Source organism: Streptomyces sp. NPDC034670, from assembly GCF_055574875.1.
Map to the genome: position 1 here is coordinate 32,844 of NZ_JBVITR010000006.1, position 13,515 is coordinate 46,358.

Genomic DNA, 13,515 nt, shown 5'->3' on the forward strand with positions numbered 1-13,515 from the left:
CCGCGCAGGGTGGGACCCCCCCCCCCCCCCCCAAAGGGGGTGGGGGAACGACCCCCCAGAACCCCTGCCACCGGCGGGGTGCCCCCCCCCCCCAAGCCCCCCCCCCCCCACTCCTCGTCTCAGACGGATCCCCGGCGGGTCACACGTCCTTGCTCAGGTTCGGACCGGCTCCGCCGGCCGCCTGCTCGATCGGCGGGACGTCGGGCAGGGCCGACTTCTCCTCACCGCGGAAGGTGAAGGTCTGGGACCCGCCCTCGCCCTCGGTGTCCACGACCACGATGTGACCGGGGCGCAGCTCGCCGAAGAGGATCTTCTCCGAGAGCGCGTCCTCGATCTCGCGCTGGATGGTCCGGCGCAGCGGCCGGGCGCCCAGCACGGGGTCGTAGCCCCTCTTGGACAGCAGCTCCTTGGCGGACTGGGAGAGCTCGATGCCCATGTCCCGGTCCTTCAGGCGCTCGTCCACCTTGTCGATCATCAGGTCGACGATCCGCAGGATGTCGTCCTGGGTCAGCTGCGGGAAGACCACCACGTCGTCGACGCGGTTGAGGAACTCGGGCCGGAAGTGCTGCTTCAGCTCGTCCGAGACCTTGTTCTTCATGCGCTCGTAGTTGGTCTTCGTGTCGCCCGCGGCGGCGAAGCCCAGGTTGAAGCCCTTGGAGATGTCCCGGGTGCCGAGGTTGGTCGTCATGATGATGACCGTGTTCTTGAAGTCCACGACCCGGCCCTGGGAGTCGGTCAGACGACCGTCCTCCAGGATCTGCAGCAGCGAGTTGAAGATGTCCGGGTGGGCCTTCTCGACCTCGTCGAAGAGGACGACCGAGAACGGCTTGCGGCGCACCTTCTCCGTCAGCTGACCGCCCTCCTCGTAGCCCACGTAGCCGGGGGGCGAACCGAAGAGGCGCGAGACCGTGTGCTTCTCGCTGAACTCCGACATGTCGAGGGAGATCAGCGCGTCCTCGTCGCCGAAGAGGAACTCCGCGAGCGCCTTGGACAGCTCGGTCTTACCGACACCGGAGGGGCCGGCGAAGATGAACGAGCCACCCGGACGCTTCGGGTCCTTCAGACCCGCACGGGTACGGCGGATCGCCTTGGACAGCGCCTTGACGGCGTCGTCCTGGCCGATGACCCGCTTGTGCAGCTCCTCCTCCATGCGGAGCAGGCGGCTGGACTCCTCCTCGGTCAGCTTGAAGACCGGGATGCCCGTCGCCGTGGCGAGGACCTCGGCGATCAGGTCGCCGTCGACCTCGGCGACGACGTCCATGTCGCCGGCCTTCCACTCCTTCTCCCGCTTCGCCTTGGCGGCGAGGAGCTGCTTCTCCTTGTCGCGCAGGGAGGCGGCCTTCTCGAAGTCCTGCGAGTCGATCGCGGACTCCTTGTCCCGGCGGACACCGGCGATCTTCTCGTCGAACTCGCGCAGGTCCGGCGGCGCGGTCATCCGGCGGATGCGCATCCGCGAGCCGGCCTCGTCGATCAGGTCGATCGCCTTGTCCGGCAGGAAGCGGTCCGAGATGTACCGGTCGGCCAGGGTGGCGGCCTGGACCAGGGCCTCGTCGGTGATGGAGACGCGGTGGTGCGCCTCGTACCGGTCGCGCAGGCCCTTGAGGATCTCGATCGTGTGCGGCAGGGACGGCTCCGCGACCTGGATCGGCTGGAAGCGGCGCTCCAGGGCCGCGTCCTTCTCCAGGTGCTTGCGGTACTCGTCCAGCGTGGTCGCACCGATGGTCTGCAGCTCGCCGCGGGCCAGCATCGGCTTCAGGATGGAGGCCGCGTCGATGGCGCCCTCGGCCGCGCCGGCGCCGACCAGCGTGTGCAGCTCGTCGATGAACAGGATGATGTCGCCGCGGGTGCGGATCTCCTTGAGCACCTTCTTCAGGCGCTCCTCGAAGTCACCGCGGTAGCGGGAGCCGGCGACCAGGGCACCGAGGTCCAGGGTGTAGAGGTGCTTGTCCTTGAGGGTCTCGGGCACCTCGCCCTTGACGATGGCCTGGGCGAGGCCCTCGACGACGGCGGTCTTGCCGACGCCGGGCTCACCGATCAGCACCGGGTTGTTCTTGGTGCGGCGGGACAGCACCTGCATGACCCGCTCGATCTCCTTCTCGCGCCCGATGACCGGGTCGAGCTTGGACTCACGGGCGGCCTGGGTGAGGTTCCGGCCGAACTGGTCGAGGACCAGGGACGTGGAGGGGGTGCCCTCGGCAGGACCGCCGGCGGTGGCGGTCTCCTTGCCCTGGTAACCGGAGAGCAGCTGGATCACCTGCTGCCGCACGCGGTTCAGGTCTGCGCCCAGCTTGACCAGGACCTGGGCGGCGACGCCCTCGCCCTCACGGATCAGGCCGAGCAGGATGTGCTCCGTGCCGATGTAGTTGTGGCCCAGCTGAAGGGCCTCGCGGAGCGACAGCTCCAGGACCTTCTTGGCACGGGGGGTGAAGGGAATGTGACCGGACGGCGCCTGCTGCCCCTGGCCGATGATCTCTTCCACCTGCTGGCGGACCGCCTCGAGCGAAATCCCGAGGCTCTCAAGGGCCTTGGCGGCGACACCCTCACCCTCGTGGATCAGGCCCAGGAGGATGTGCTCGGTGCCGATGTAGTTGTGGTTGAGCATCCGGGCCTCTTCCTGAGCCAGGACGACAACCCGCCGCGCGCGGTCGGTGAACCTCTCGAACATCGTTAATCGCTCCTCAGAGCGGTCAGGCAGTAAGGGGAACTTCCCCTCCCTGTCCTTCCGCAGCTTAGTCCCGCAAGCGGGGACCGCTCATTCCAACTGCCGACACCGTCGATGGCCTCCTGACCCCGAACGCCGACATCTGCTCCAACCCGATGGTGCGAGACGATGTTCCCGCAGGCCAGGCAGTTACCCCCTTCGCCAGTACGCCGATGGCGAACGGAAGCCCCGCCGTCCCTGCGTGTCGCCCCCTCCCACTAGGGATGTCTTACCCGCTGCTACGGACGGTCCATGCCGAGTGCACGGTTTCCCTCCGCTACGGGCGAACAACCTTGCGCCTCCGCACGCCTCCCCACGCCCCCCTGTTCGAGACTCTGCGGACACACGTCGGCACTCAGCGTAACCCGGAGCGTCCTCCGGCGGTTGCGCCGGTCATGGTTGGCCCCCTCCCCGCCCCGGTCCCGCCCGTCCGCCCGCCGTCCGCCCGCCGGCCCCCCGACGCGGACGACGAGGTCCGGCTCTGGTACGAGGAGGCGCTGGACTGGCCGACGGCGCCCGGACGTCCGGTGCGCCTGGCGGTGGGGGAGCGCTTCGACGTCCTGGACCTGCCGGCCGAGGCGGGGCACGCGGCGCTGGAGCGCCTGGGGCACGCCGGCCGGGGCTTCCCGGTGGCGGTGCAGGACCGCAGGATGCGGCTGCTGGTGGCCGCGGGCACCGCGGAGGAACTGCCGGGGCTGCTGGACTGGCTGGAGTGGGGCTCGCTGGAGCTGGACCTGGCCGCGATCGGCGCGGGCGGCCTCATGGACGCCCCCCGGCCGCCCGGCCGCGGCGTTCCCGCGCCGCCTCCCCCGGAGCACGGTCACGACGGATCACAGGGGGCCGCCGTGTGGCTGCGGCCCCCCGAGCCGGGGTGCGAGGTCGAGGCCTCGCTGCCGACGCTGTCGGCGATGGGGCGCCGTGGCGGCGCCCCCGATCTCGTACGGCTGGTGAACACGGTGGTGACGCAGGTCCACCGGGTCCGGCTGCGGCGCGCGCACGCGTAGCCCCGGCCGCGCCACGGCTCCGCGGTGGAGCGTGCACGGTGCGCACCGCCTTCCGTCCGGCCCCGTGGGGTCGGACGGACCCGCTGTCAGCCGTTGGCCTTCTCGTAGGCCTCGCGGATGGAGGCGGGGACACGGCCGCGGTCGTTGACCTCGTAACCGTTCTCCTTCGCCCAGGCGCGGATGGCCGCGGTGTCCTGGCTGCCGCCGGAAGAAGCACGCGCCTTTCCGCGCCCTCCCGAAGCGCGGCCCCCGGTGCGGCGACCGCCCTTCACGTAGGGCTCGAGAAGGCCGCGGAGCTTGTCCGCATTGGCGGTGGTGAGATCGATCTCGTAGGTCTTGCCGTCCAACGCGAACGTCACCGTCTCGTCCGCCTCGCCGCCGTCGAGGTCGTCGACAAGAAGGACCTGAACCTTCTGTGCCACCGGATTTCCTTTCATCGATAACTTCAGGGCCGGGGTGTGCCGGCGTCCGCCGTATCGCCGTCCCCTGTTATATGCACTACTGCAGTACGTCGGAAAGCAAACCGCTTTTGCCGGGAAAACACAAACCCCTGGCGGAGCCCCGTCGCCCGCCCCGGCCCGAAAACGTGCGCGTTTCGGACATAGGGAACCCGGGCAAGGGTGCGGCACGGAATCACCGGCGATCACAGATGCAGAAGCATCCGGCTGTTGCCCAGGGTGTTCGGTTTCACTCGTTCGAGCCCGAGGAACTCCGCGACGCCCTCGTCATAGGAACGGAGCAGCTCCGCGTACACATCGGTGTCGACGGGCGTCTCGCCGATCTCCACGAAGCCGTGCTTGCCGAAGAAGTCGACTTCGAAGGTCAGGCAGAAAACACGGCGCACACCGAGCCAGCGGGCGGTCTGCAGCAACTTCTCCAGCAACTGGTGCCCGACCCCGGCGCCCTTCAGGCCGGGCTTCACGGCCAGGGTGCGCACTTCCGCGAGGTCCTCCCACATCACGTGCAGGGCGCCGCAGCCGACCACCTCGGCGTTGTCGTCCCGTTCCGCGACCCAGAACTCCTGGATGTCCTCGTAAAGCGTCACCGTCGCTTTGTCGAGCAGGATGCCGTCGCGGACGTAGGCGTCGAGGAGCCGGCGCACGGCCGGGACGTCGCCGGTACGGGCCCGTCGGACCGTGAGGGCTTTAGCGGTGACTTCGGGGCTGTCTGCTGAGCTGTCTGCTGACATGAACGGACGCTATCGCCTGTCCGGGCCCTTCGCGGAGTCGGGGTTCTCGTCCCGGCCTTCCGGGGGCTCGGCGGGTTGCGCTTCTCCGGGCGCTTCGGCCGGCGGTTGCGGTTGTCGCGCGGTTTCGGGAAGTCCGACGATGCGCACCGCATCCCTCAGGGCCTGACGCTGTTCCTCGCTCATCATGCCGAAGAAGGCGACGAGAGCGGCGGCGGCGTTGTCGCTGCGCGACCACGCTTCGTTCATCAGCGCGGCGGCGTATGCGGCGCGCGTGGAGACCGCCTCATATCGATAGGCCCGGCCTTCCGACTCCCGGCGCACCCAGCCCTTCTGATGGAGATTGTCCAGGACGGTCATCACCGTGGTGTACGCGATGGACCGCTCCTTCTGAAGATCTTCCAGGACTTCCCGAACGGTCACCGGGCGGTTCCACTTCCACACCCGCGTCATGACCGCGTCTTCGAGTTCTCCCAAGGGGCGAGGCACAACTCAGAACAATAGTGGGACATCCGGGCGACGGCGTGTCGGGCGGGCGCCGCCGGCCGCGAACGGGCACGGAGGAAGCGCACGACTCGCGCGGAGCGGGGCGCGCCGGAGCCGTGCGCCGGGGCGGCGGCGCGGCGGGTGCCGCCGGCCGCCGGTGTCACCGGTGGGGTCAGCCGTCGGCCCCGGAGGGGGACCGGGCGCCCTCCGCACGTGCGTGGGCCGCGTCGACGGCCGCGTCCTCCTTGGCCTTGTTGGCGCCTCCCTGGGTCTTCACGATCACCCGGATCACGCCGATGAAGAGAGCGGCCATGACGGCCGGGGGCAGGAGCGCGGAGACGTAGTCCATGGCTCCAGAGTAGCCAGGAGGAGGCGGGTGGACGGGCGGGGGTGGGCGGGACGCGGGGCGGTGCGGGGCGAGCCGCGTCAGCCCGCGGCCAGGCGCCGGCCGGACGGGGGCGGGGTGGGCTTGCGCCGGGGGAAGACCTCGCCCGGGGTGGGGACGGGGCGGCCGGGCCTCGGCGCGCCGGGGGCGGGCACGGGGCGGGGCTGGGGCGCGGCCGGCCGCTGCGCGGGCTTCTTCCGGGGGTCCTCGGTGGCGGCGTCCCGGCCTCCGGGCAGGGCGAGGAGACGGGCGCGGGAGGCGGGGGCGGCGGGAAGGGGGGCGGGGGCGGCCGCGGGTGCCGTGCGGCCGGCGAGGCGGGCGCGCACGTCCTGCTCGGCGAGGAGCCGGCAGCGGTGCAGGAGGGCGGCGGCGGTGGGATTGCCGCTCAGGGCCCGCAGGGCCGCGAGGTCGTCCGGCCGGGGACGGTATCCGGCGCCCAGCGCCTCCTCCAGGAGTGTGAGGTAGCCGGCGGCGGTGCCGGGGAGCGCGGCGCGGTAACGGCCGAGGTCGGCCACGAGGAAGGCGCGCAGCCGGGCGCTCTCCCGCGTCGCCTCGTCGAGGGACCGGGCGAGGCGGAGGCAGTCCTGGACGTCGTCGGCCGAGGCGGTGGCGGGGTGGAGGGCGAGGGCGAGGGCGCGGCGGAGCACGCGCAGCTCCTCCACGCCGAACGCCAGGCCGCCGCGGGATCCGTAGGGCGTGGGCATGCGGCGACGATACACGCTAATCGGACAAACGACGCGCAAGGGATGGGTGCGGCGTGAAAGCACCACCCGGGTGGACGGGACCGCGGGCGCCCCGGAGTGCCGGACGCCCGCCGCCCGCTACAGCCGCGACACGTTCCGCTCGTACACCAGGCGCAGGCCGATCAGGGTCAGCCAGGGCTCGTGCTCGTCGATCACCGAGGACTCGCCCAGGACCATCGGGGCCAGGCCGCCCGTGGCGATGACCGTCACGTCGTCGGGGTCGGCGGCGAGTTCCCGGGCCATGCGGCGGACGACGCCGTCGACCTGGCCGGCGAAGCCGTAGACGATGCCGGACTGCATCGCCTCGACCGTGTTCTTGCCGATCACGTTCCGGGGCCGGGCCACCTCGATCTTCCGCAGCTGGGCGGCCTTGACCCCGAGGGCCTCCACCGAGATCTCGATGCCGGGGGCGATCACCCCGCCGACGTACTCCCCGCGCGCGGAGACCGCGTCGAAGGTGGTCGCCGTGCCGAAGTCGACGACGATCGCCGGGCCGCCGTACAGCTCGTTCGCCGCCACCGCGTTGATGATCCGGTCGGCGCCGACCTCCTTGGGGTTGTCGAACTGGACCGGCACCCCCGTCTTGACGCCCGGCTCGACGAGGAGCGAGGGGACGTCGCCGAAGTAGCGGCGGGTCACCTCGCGCAGCTCGTGCAGGACGGAGGGGACGGTCGCGCAGATCGCGATGCCGTCGATGCCGTCGCCCAGGTCCTCGCCGAGGAGCGGGTGCATGCCCATCAGGCCCTGCAGGAGGACCGCCAGCTCGTCGGCCGTGCGGCGCGGGTCCGTGGAGATGCGCCAGTGCTCGACGATGTCGTCGCCGTCGAAGAGGCCCAGGACGGTGTGCGTGTTGCCCACGTCGATCGTCAGCAGCATGGCTCTACTCCACCGCGCGCAGGTCGAGGCCGATGTCGAGGATCGGCGAGGAGTGGGTGAGGGCGCCCACGGCGAGGTAGTCGACGCCCGTGCCGGCGTACGCCCTGGCGTTCTCGAGGGTGAGGCGGCCGGAGGCCTCCAGCGCCGCGCGGCCGCCGACGAGGGCCACGGCCTCCTCGCACTCGCCGGGCGTGAAGTTGTCCAGCAGGATCAGGTCGGCGCCGGCGTCCAGGACCTCGCGGAGCTGGTGGAGGGTGTCCACCTCGACCTCGATCGGCACGTCGGGGAAGCGTTCGCGGACCGCGCGGAAGGCCTGGGCGACGCCGCCGGCGGCCACCACGTGGTTGTCCTTGACCAGGGCCGCGTCCGAGAGGGACATGCGGTGGTTGACGCCGCCGCCGCAGCGCACCGCGAACTTCTCGAGGCCGCGCAGGCCGGGCGTGGTCTTGCGGGTGTCGCGGACCTTCGCCCCGGTGCCCTCGAGGACGTCCGCCCACGCGCGGGTGGCCGTCGCGATGCCCGACAGGCGGCACAGGAGGTTGAGGGCGCTGCGCTCGGCGGTGAGCAGGTCGCGGGTGCGGGCGGTGACGGAGAGGAGCCTCTCGCCCGCCTCGACGCGGTCGCCGTCCTCCACGTGGCGCTCGACCTCGAACTCCTCCGTGCAGACGACCGACATGACCGCCTCGGCGATCCTGAGGCCCGCCACGGTGCCCGCCTCCCGCGCGGTGAAGTCGGCGGTGGCGACGTCGTCCTCCGGGATGGTGGCGACCGTCGTCACGTCCACGCCGTGGGCCAGGTCCTCCTGGAGGGCCACGTGGGCGATGTCCTCGACCTCGACCGGGTCGAGGCCCGCGTCGGCCAGGAGCTGGGCGAGCGCGGGGTCGAGACCGCACTCCAGGTACGCCTCGTCGTCCGCGCCGCAGGCGCAGCCGTCGCCGCAGCCGTCGGACGGGACGAGGGGAAGGTCGGGGGTGGTCACTGCTGTCACTGCTCCTGGGCCTGGGGAGGGAGGGTCGGGGGGAAGTCTGTGGTGTCGGTGGTGCGGGTCGCCAGCGAGCGGTCCGGATTCAGCCGTATGACGATGTGGCGGCGCCAGGCCGCGTCGTCGCGCTCGGGGCGGTCCTCGCGCCAGTGGCAGCCGCGGGTCTCCTCGCGCCGCAGCGCGGCGGCGACCAGGACGCGGGCCACGCACAGGAGGTTGGTGGCCTCCCAGGTGTCGACGCCGGGCTCGGCGGTCTTGCCGTTCTCGTCGAGGGCGTCGCGCGCGTCGGCGTGCAGCCGGTGGAGGGCGTCGGCGGCCTCGGAGAGGGACGCGGCGGAGCGCAGGACGCCCGCCCCCCGGGTCATGATCCGCTGGATGGTGAAGCGGGCCTCCGGGGGGAGGAGGGGGTGCGCGGGGCGGCCGGAGTGCGCCAGGGGCCGCGGCGCGCGCGCCGGGGAGGTGTCCCCGGCACGGCCGCGCGCGATGTCGGCGGCGATGCGCTCGGCGTAGACCAGGCCCTCCAGGAGGGAGTTGGAGGCGAGGCGGTTGGCGCCGTGCACGCCGGTGCAGGCGACCTCGCCGCACGCGTACAGACCGGGGACGGTGGTGCGGCCGTGGGAGTCGGTGCGCACGCCGCCGGAGGCGTAGTGGGCGGCCGGGGCCACCGGGACCGGCTCGGTGACCGGGTCGATGCCGTGGGCGCGGCAGGCGGCGAGGATCGTGGGGAAGCGGTGCTCCCACATCGCGGCGCCGAAGTGGCGGGCGTCCAGGTACATGTGCTCGGCGTCCTGCTCCCGCATGCGGCGCATGATGCCCTTGGCGACGATGTCCCGGGGCGCGAGTTCGGCCAGCTCGTGCTGCCCGGCCATGAAGCGCACGCCGTCGGCGTCCACCAGGTGGGCGCCCTCGCCGCGGACCGCCTCGGAGACCAGGGGCTGCTGGCCCTCCGCGTCGGGGCCGAGGAAGAGGACCGTGGGGTGGAACTGCACGAACTCCAGGTCGCTCACCTCGGCGCCCGCGCGCAGGGCGAGGGCCACGCCGTCGCCGGTGGAGACGGCGGGGTTGGTGGTGGCGGAGAAGACCTGGCCCATGCCGCCGGTGGCCAGGACCACCGCGGGGGCGTGGACGGCGCCCACGCCGTCGTGCTGGCCCTCGCCCATGACGTGCAGGGTGACCCCGGCGGTGCGGCCGTCGGCGTCCGTGAGGAGGTCCAGGACGAGCGCGTTCTCGACGGTGCGCATTCCGCGTGCGCGGACCGCCTCGACCAGGGCGCGGGAGATCTCCGCGCCGGTGGCGTCGCCGCCCGCGTGGGCGATGCGGCGGCGGTGGTGGCCGCCCTCGCGGGTGAGTTCCAGGCCTCCCCCGGCGGCCTCGTCGAACCGCGCGCCGGTGGCGATCAGGCGGCGCACGGCGTCGGGGCCCTCGGTGACGAGGAGGCGCACCGCCTCCTCGTCGCACAGGCCCGCGCCCGCGACCAGGGTGTCGTCCAGGTGCTGCTCGGGGGTGTCGCCGTCGCCGAGGGCCGCGGCGATGCCGCCCTGGGCCCAGCGGGTGGAGCCGTCGTCGAGCCGGGCCTTGGTGACGACGACGGTGGCCAGGCCGGCGGCCTCGCAGCGCAGGGCCGCGGTCAGGCCGGCGACGCCGGAGCCGACGACCACCACGTCCGCGGTGACGGACCACCCGGGCGCGGGCGCGTGCAGTCGTATGCCTGTGCTGGTCACGCGGCGGCTCCGAGGGTTCCGAAGGTCAGGGGGACGTTGTCGATCAGGCGGGTGCCGCCCACGCGGGCGGCCACGGCCAGGACGGCCTCCCCGGTGAAGTCGTCGCCGATCTCGGTGAAGTCGGACGGGTCGACCAGGGCCAGGTAGTCCAGGACGAGGGGCGGGTCGAGGCGGGCGGCCTCGTCGAGGACCAGGCGGGCGGCGGCGCGGACGGCCGCCGGGCCGCCGGCGGTCGTGGCGACGGCGTGCGCGTCGGCCGCCGCGCGGGACTCCCCCATGGCGTCGAGCGCCTCCGCGCGGGCGTGCGAGGCGGGCACCTCGCGGGCCCGCGCGCGCAGCGCCTCCTGGGCGGCGTGCCGGTCGCGGCCCGCGAACAGCGCCCGGGACAGGGCGAGCGCGGTGCGCCGCTCCCGCGGGGAGAGGTAGCGGTTGCGGCTGGACAGGGCGAGCCCGTCCTCCTCGCGGACGGTGGGCACGCCGACGATCTCGACGCCGAAGTTCAGGTCCCGCACCATGCGCCGGATCAGGGCGAGCTGCTGGGCGTCCTTCTGGCCGTAGAGGGCGACGTCGGGACGGGTGAGGTGCAGCAGCTTGGCGACGACGGTGAGCACGCCGTCGAAGTGGCCGGGGCGCGCGGCGCCCTCCAGGCGTTCCCCCATGGGGCCGGCGCTGATCCGGACCTGGGGTTCGCCGCCCGGGTAGACCTCGTCCACGGCGGGGGCGAAGACGGCGTCGGCACCCGACCGTCCGGCGAGTTCGAGGTCGGCGTCCAGGGTGCGCGGGTAGCGGTCGAGGTCCTCGCCCGCGCCGAACTGGAGCGGGTTGACGAAGACGGTGACCACGACCTCGCCCCCGGGGCCCGCGGCCCGGCGCGCGGTGCGGATCAGCGTGGCGTGGCCCTCGTGCAGGGCGCCCATGGTCATCACGACGGCGCGGCGGCCCGTGCGCGGGCGCGCGTGCAGTTCACCGGCGGTGCGCAGCAGGGTGGTGGTCATCGGACGGCTCCGTTCCGGGGTGTGCGCGTCGTCGGTCGGCCGGTGCGGGGGGCGGTGCGGCCGGTGCTGCTCATCGGGTCTCCCCCGCCTCGCCGGTGCCGCCGGTGCCGTCCGTGTCGTCCGGGCCGCCGGTGCCGGCGGCCCCGTCGGCGAGCGCCCCGAGGAGGTCCTCGGCGAGTTCCGGCTTCAGCAGTCCGTGGGCGAGCGCCCGGTCGGCGGTCGCGCGGGCCATCGCCAGGTAGCCGGCGACGACCCCCGGGGCGTGCCGGCGCAACTCGGCGACGTGCGCGCGGACCGTGCCCGCGTCGCCGCGCGCGACCGGGCCGGTGAGGGCCGCGTCCCCGGAGCGCAGGGCGTTGTCCAGGGCGGCGCCGAGCAGCGGGCCGAGCATCCGGTCGGGAGCGCCGACGCCGGCGGTGCGCAGCAGTTCCAGGGACTGGGCGACGAGGGTGACCAGGTGGTTGGCGCCCAGGGCGAGGGCCGCGTGGTACAGCGGGCGGTTCTCCTCGGCGATCCACTCCGGCTCGCCGCCCATCTCGATCACCAGGGCCTCGGCGGCCAGCCGCAGCTCCTCGGGCGCGGTGACGCCGAAGGAGCACCCGGCGAGGCGCTGCACGTCGACGGGGGTGCCGGTGAAGGTCATCGCGGGGTGCAGGGCCAGCGGCAGCGCCCCGGCCCGCAGCGCGGGGTCGAGCACCTTCGCGCCGTACCGCCCGGAGGTGTGCGCGAGGAGCTGCCCCGGCCGCACCGCGCCGGTCTCGGCGAGCCCGGCGACGAGGCCGGGCAGGGCGTCGTCCGGGACGGTCAGCAGGACCAGCTCGGACCGCCGCAGGACCTCGGCGGGCGGCACCACCGGCACGTCGGGGAGCATCCGCTCCGCGCGCCTGCGGGAGGCGTCGGAGACCGCGGAGACGGCCACCGGGCGGTGCCCGGCGAGCTGGAGGGACGCGGCCAGCACCGGGCCCACGCGTCCGGCGCCGACGACGCCGACGGCGAGCCGCGCGGGGCGGTCCCGGGGATCCGGCTGTGGGGTTGTGTTCACGCGACGGTGGCCTTCCCGTTCCAGTCCGCTCGGGGTACCGGACGATTTCTCGTCATGTTAACGCGATCGGTTCCCGGCGCGGTCGGCCGTCCGCGGGCCGCGGGTTCCCGTACGCCGGTGCGCCGTACGCGTGTGCGGGGAAGCGGGTGTCCGTGCGGGCGGGGACGCGGGATGATCGCGGGCATGAGCGATGTGGCGGAGCAGGACGGGGAAGCGCCGGAGCGACTGCGGGAGCGCCGGGAGGCCGCGCACCGGGCGGCCCGGCGGGTGCTGTCCCGGCCGGGCTTCCGGGGCACGGTCCGCGAGCGGCTCGCGCTGCTGCAGGAGGCGGCGCCCCGGGTGTACGACCTGGACCGGCCGGCGGACCTGTACGGCACCGGGATCGTGGAGGAGCTGGAGGAGCGGGTCGCCGCGCTGCTGGGCGCGCAGGCGGCGGCGTTCTTCCCGACCGGCACCATGGCCCAGCAGGTGGCGCTGCGCTGCTGGGCGGGCCGCACCGGCAACCCGGTGGTCGCGCTGCACGCGCTCTCCCATCCCGAGGTGCACGAGCGGAACGCCTTCAGCACGGTCAGCGGGCTGCGCCCGGTGCGCCTGACCGGTGAGCCCCGGCCGCCGACGGCCGAGGAGGTGCGCGCGTGCGAGGAACCCTTCGGCGCCCTGATGCTGGAGCTCCCCCTCAGGGACGCCGGTTTCCTGCTGCCCACCTGGGAGGAGCTCACCGAGCTGGTGGCCGCCGCCCGGGAACGCGACGCGGTGGTGCACCTCGACGGGGCGCGCCTGTGGGAGTGCACCCCCCACTTCGGCCGCCCCCTGGACGAGATCGCGGGCCTGGCCGACAGCGTCTACGTCTCGTTCTACAAGTCGCTCGACGGCTTCGGCGGCGCCGCGCTCGCGGGCCCGAGGACGCTGGTGCAGGAGGCGAAGGCCTGGCGGCACCGGTACGGCGGCACGGTCTTCCAGCAGTTCCCCACGGTGCTGTCGGCCCTGGTGGGCCTGGAGCGGGAACTGCCCCGGCTGCCCGCCTACGTGGCCCACGCGCGCGTGGTCGCCGCCGCGCTGCGCGAGGGGTTCGCGCGGGCGGGGGTGGCGTGGGCGCGGGTGCACCCGCAGGAGCCGCACACGCACGAGTTCCAGGTGTGGCTGCCCTACGACGCCGGCCTGCTCGCCGAGGCGGCGCTGCTCCAGGGCGAGGAGACGGGGACGATGCCGTTCGCCGCGGCCTGGCACCGGGGCGGTCCCGGCCTGGCCTTCACGGAGGTCGCCGTGCGCGCCGCCGGCCTGGAGTGGACCGCGCGGGACGTGGGGGCGGCGGTCGCGGACTTCGTCGCGCGGGTGCGGGCGCTCGACGGGCGGGGCGGGTCCCCCGCGCCGGGAGGTCCCGCCGGCTGACGGGG

The 13,515-nt window shown here is 73.7% G+C and carries 13 protein-coding genes; 2 read left to right on the forward strand and 11 right to left on the reverse strand.

The features are described from left to right. Positions 1-139 precede the first annotated feature (139 nt). Entirely contained in the window at positions 140-2,665 is a 2,526-nt protein-coding gene (locus ACZ56B_RS06275) for an ATP-dependent Clp protease ATP-binding subunit (RefSeq protein WP_468786827.1), read from the reverse strand. Positions 2,666-3,096: 431 nt separating this feature from the next. Between ACZ56B_RS06275 and ACZ56B_RS06280 the strand changes: the two genes are divergently transcribed. Continuing rightward, a complete protein-coding gene (locus tag ACZ56B_RS06280; RefSeq protein WP_468786829.1) occupies positions 3,097-3,705 on the forward strand; it encodes an SCO3374 family protein in 609 nt (202 codons plus the stop codon). 86 nt (positions 3,706-3,791) lie between these two features. On the opposite strand, the gene ACZ56B_RS06285 is transcribed toward ACZ56B_RS06280, so the two are convergent. From ACZ56B_RS06285 to ACZ56B_RS06330, 10 genes are all read right to left on the reverse strand, one after another. Further along, positions 3,792-4,127, reverse strand: coding sequence for a histone-like nucleoid-structuring protein Lsr2 (locus tag ACZ56B_RS06285; RefSeq protein ID WP_037939819.1), 336 nt, complete (start codon positions 4,125-4,127; stop codon positions 3,792-3,794). Between the two features lie 221 nt (positions 4,128-4,348). Further along, on the reverse strand, positions 4,349-4,894 hold the full coding sequence (locus tag ACZ56B_RS06290) for an amino-acid N-acetyltransferase (protein WP_468786832.1): 546 nt from the start codon (positions 4,892-4,894) through the stop codon (positions 4,349-4,351). 9 nt (positions 4,895-4,903) lie between these two features. After that, positions 4,904-5,344: a BlaI/MecI/CopY family transcriptional regulator gene (locus ACZ56B_RS06295; RefSeq protein WP_468787182.1), complete on the reverse strand. Its 441-nt coding sequence runs from the start codon at positions 5,342-5,344 to the stop codon at positions 4,904-4,906. Between the two features lie 205 nt (positions 5,345-5,549). After that, positions 5,550-5,726 carry a hypothetical protein gene (locus ACZ56B_RS06300; protein WP_468786834.1) on the reverse strand — a complete coding sequence of 59 codons (177 nt, stop codon included), beginning with the start codon at positions 5,724-5,726 and terminating at the stop codon, positions 5,550-5,552. A gap of 77 nt (positions 5,727-5,803) precedes the next feature. Then, positions 5,804-6,466, reverse strand: a complete 663-nt coding sequence (locus ACZ56B_RS06305) for a hypothetical protein (RefSeq protein WP_468786836.1) — start codon at positions 6,464-6,466, stop codon at positions 5,804-5,806. A gap of 117 nt (positions 6,467-6,583) precedes the next feature. Next, a complete protein-coding gene (locus tag ACZ56B_RS06310) occupies positions 6,584-7,381 on the reverse strand; it encodes a type III pantothenate kinase (RefSeq protein WP_468786838.1) in 798 nt (265 codons plus the stop codon). A 4-nt stretch (positions 7,382-7,385) separates the two neighbouring features. After that, complete coding sequence (gene nadC / locus ACZ56B_RS06315) at positions 7,386-8,360, reverse strand: carboxylating nicotinate-nucleotide diphosphorylase (protein WP_468787184.1); 975 nt, start codon at positions 8,358-8,360, stop codon at positions 7,386-7,388. 5 nt (positions 8,361-8,365) lie between these two features. Further along, positions 8,366-10,084: an L-aspartate oxidase gene (locus ACZ56B_RS06320; RefSeq protein WP_468786840.1), complete on the reverse strand. Its 1,719-nt coding sequence runs from the start codon at positions 10,082-10,084 to the stop codon at positions 8,366-8,368. Next, positions 10,081-11,079 (reverse strand): pantoate--beta-alanine ligase, encoded by a 999-nt coding sequence (gene panC / locus ACZ56B_RS06325; protein ID WP_468786842.1) that lies wholly within the window; start codon positions 11,077-11,079, stop codon positions 10,081-10,083. The genes ACZ56B_RS06320 and panC overlap by 4 nt, the downstream gene beginning before the upstream one ends. A 70-nt stretch (positions 11,080-11,149) precedes the next feature. Beyond that, positions 11,150-12,121 carry a Rossmann-like and DUF2520 domain-containing protein gene (locus tag ACZ56B_RS06330; RefSeq protein WP_468786844.1) on the reverse strand — a complete coding sequence of 324 codons (972 nt, stop codon included), beginning with the start codon at positions 12,119-12,121 and terminating at the stop codon, positions 11,150-11,152. A gap of 183 nt (positions 12,122-12,304) precedes the next feature. Here ACZ56B_RS06330 and ACZ56B_RS06335 point away from each other — a divergent pair, with 183 nt between their 5' ends. Further along, on the forward strand, positions 12,305-13,510 hold the full coding sequence (locus ACZ56B_RS06335; protein ID WP_468786846.1) for a threonine aldolase family protein: 1,206 nt from the start codon (positions 12,305-12,307) through the stop codon (positions 13,508-13,510). Positions 13,511-13,515 lie beyond the last annotated feature (5 nt).

Excerpts from the sequence above, each read along its gene's own strand:
- ACZ56B_RS06275 (WP_468786827.1), bottom strand. The coding sequence starts at position 2,665 with ATGTTCGAGAGGTTCACCGACCGCGCGCGGCGGGTTGTCGTCCTGGCT.
- panC (WP_468786842.1), bottom strand. The coding sequence starts at position 11,079 with ATGACCACCACCCTGCTGCGCACCGCCGGTGAACTGCACGCGCGCCCG.
- ACZ56B_RS06305 (WP_468786836.1), bottom strand. The coding sequence starts at position 6,466 with ATGCCCACGCCCTACGGATCCCGCGGCGGCCTGGCGTTCGGCGTGGAG.
- ACZ56B_RS06335 (WP_468786846.1), top strand. The coding sequence starts at position 12,305 with ATGAGCGATGTGGCGGAGCAGGACGGGGAAGCGCCGGAGCGACTGCGG.
- ACZ56B_RS06300 (WP_468786834.1), bottom strand. The coding sequence starts at position 5,726 with ATGGACTACGTCTCCGCGCTCCTGCCCCCGGCCGTCATGGCCGCTCTC.
- ACZ56B_RS06310 (WP_468786838.1), bottom strand. The coding sequence starts at position 7,381 with ATGCTGCTGACGATCGACGTGGGCAACACGCACACCGTCCTGGGCCTC.
- ACZ56B_RS06280 (WP_468786829.1), top strand. The coding sequence starts at position 3,097 with ATGGTTGGCCCCCTCCCCGCCCCGGTCCCGCCCGTCCGCCCGCCGTCC.
- ACZ56B_RS06290 (WP_468786832.1), bottom strand. The coding sequence starts at position 4,894 with ATGTCAGCAGACAGCTCAGCAGACAGCCCCGAAGTCACCGCTAAAGCC.
- ACZ56B_RS06295 (WP_468787182.1), bottom strand. The coding sequence starts at position 5,344 with ATGACGCGGGTGTGGAAGTGGAACCGCCCGGTGACCGTTCGGGAAGTC.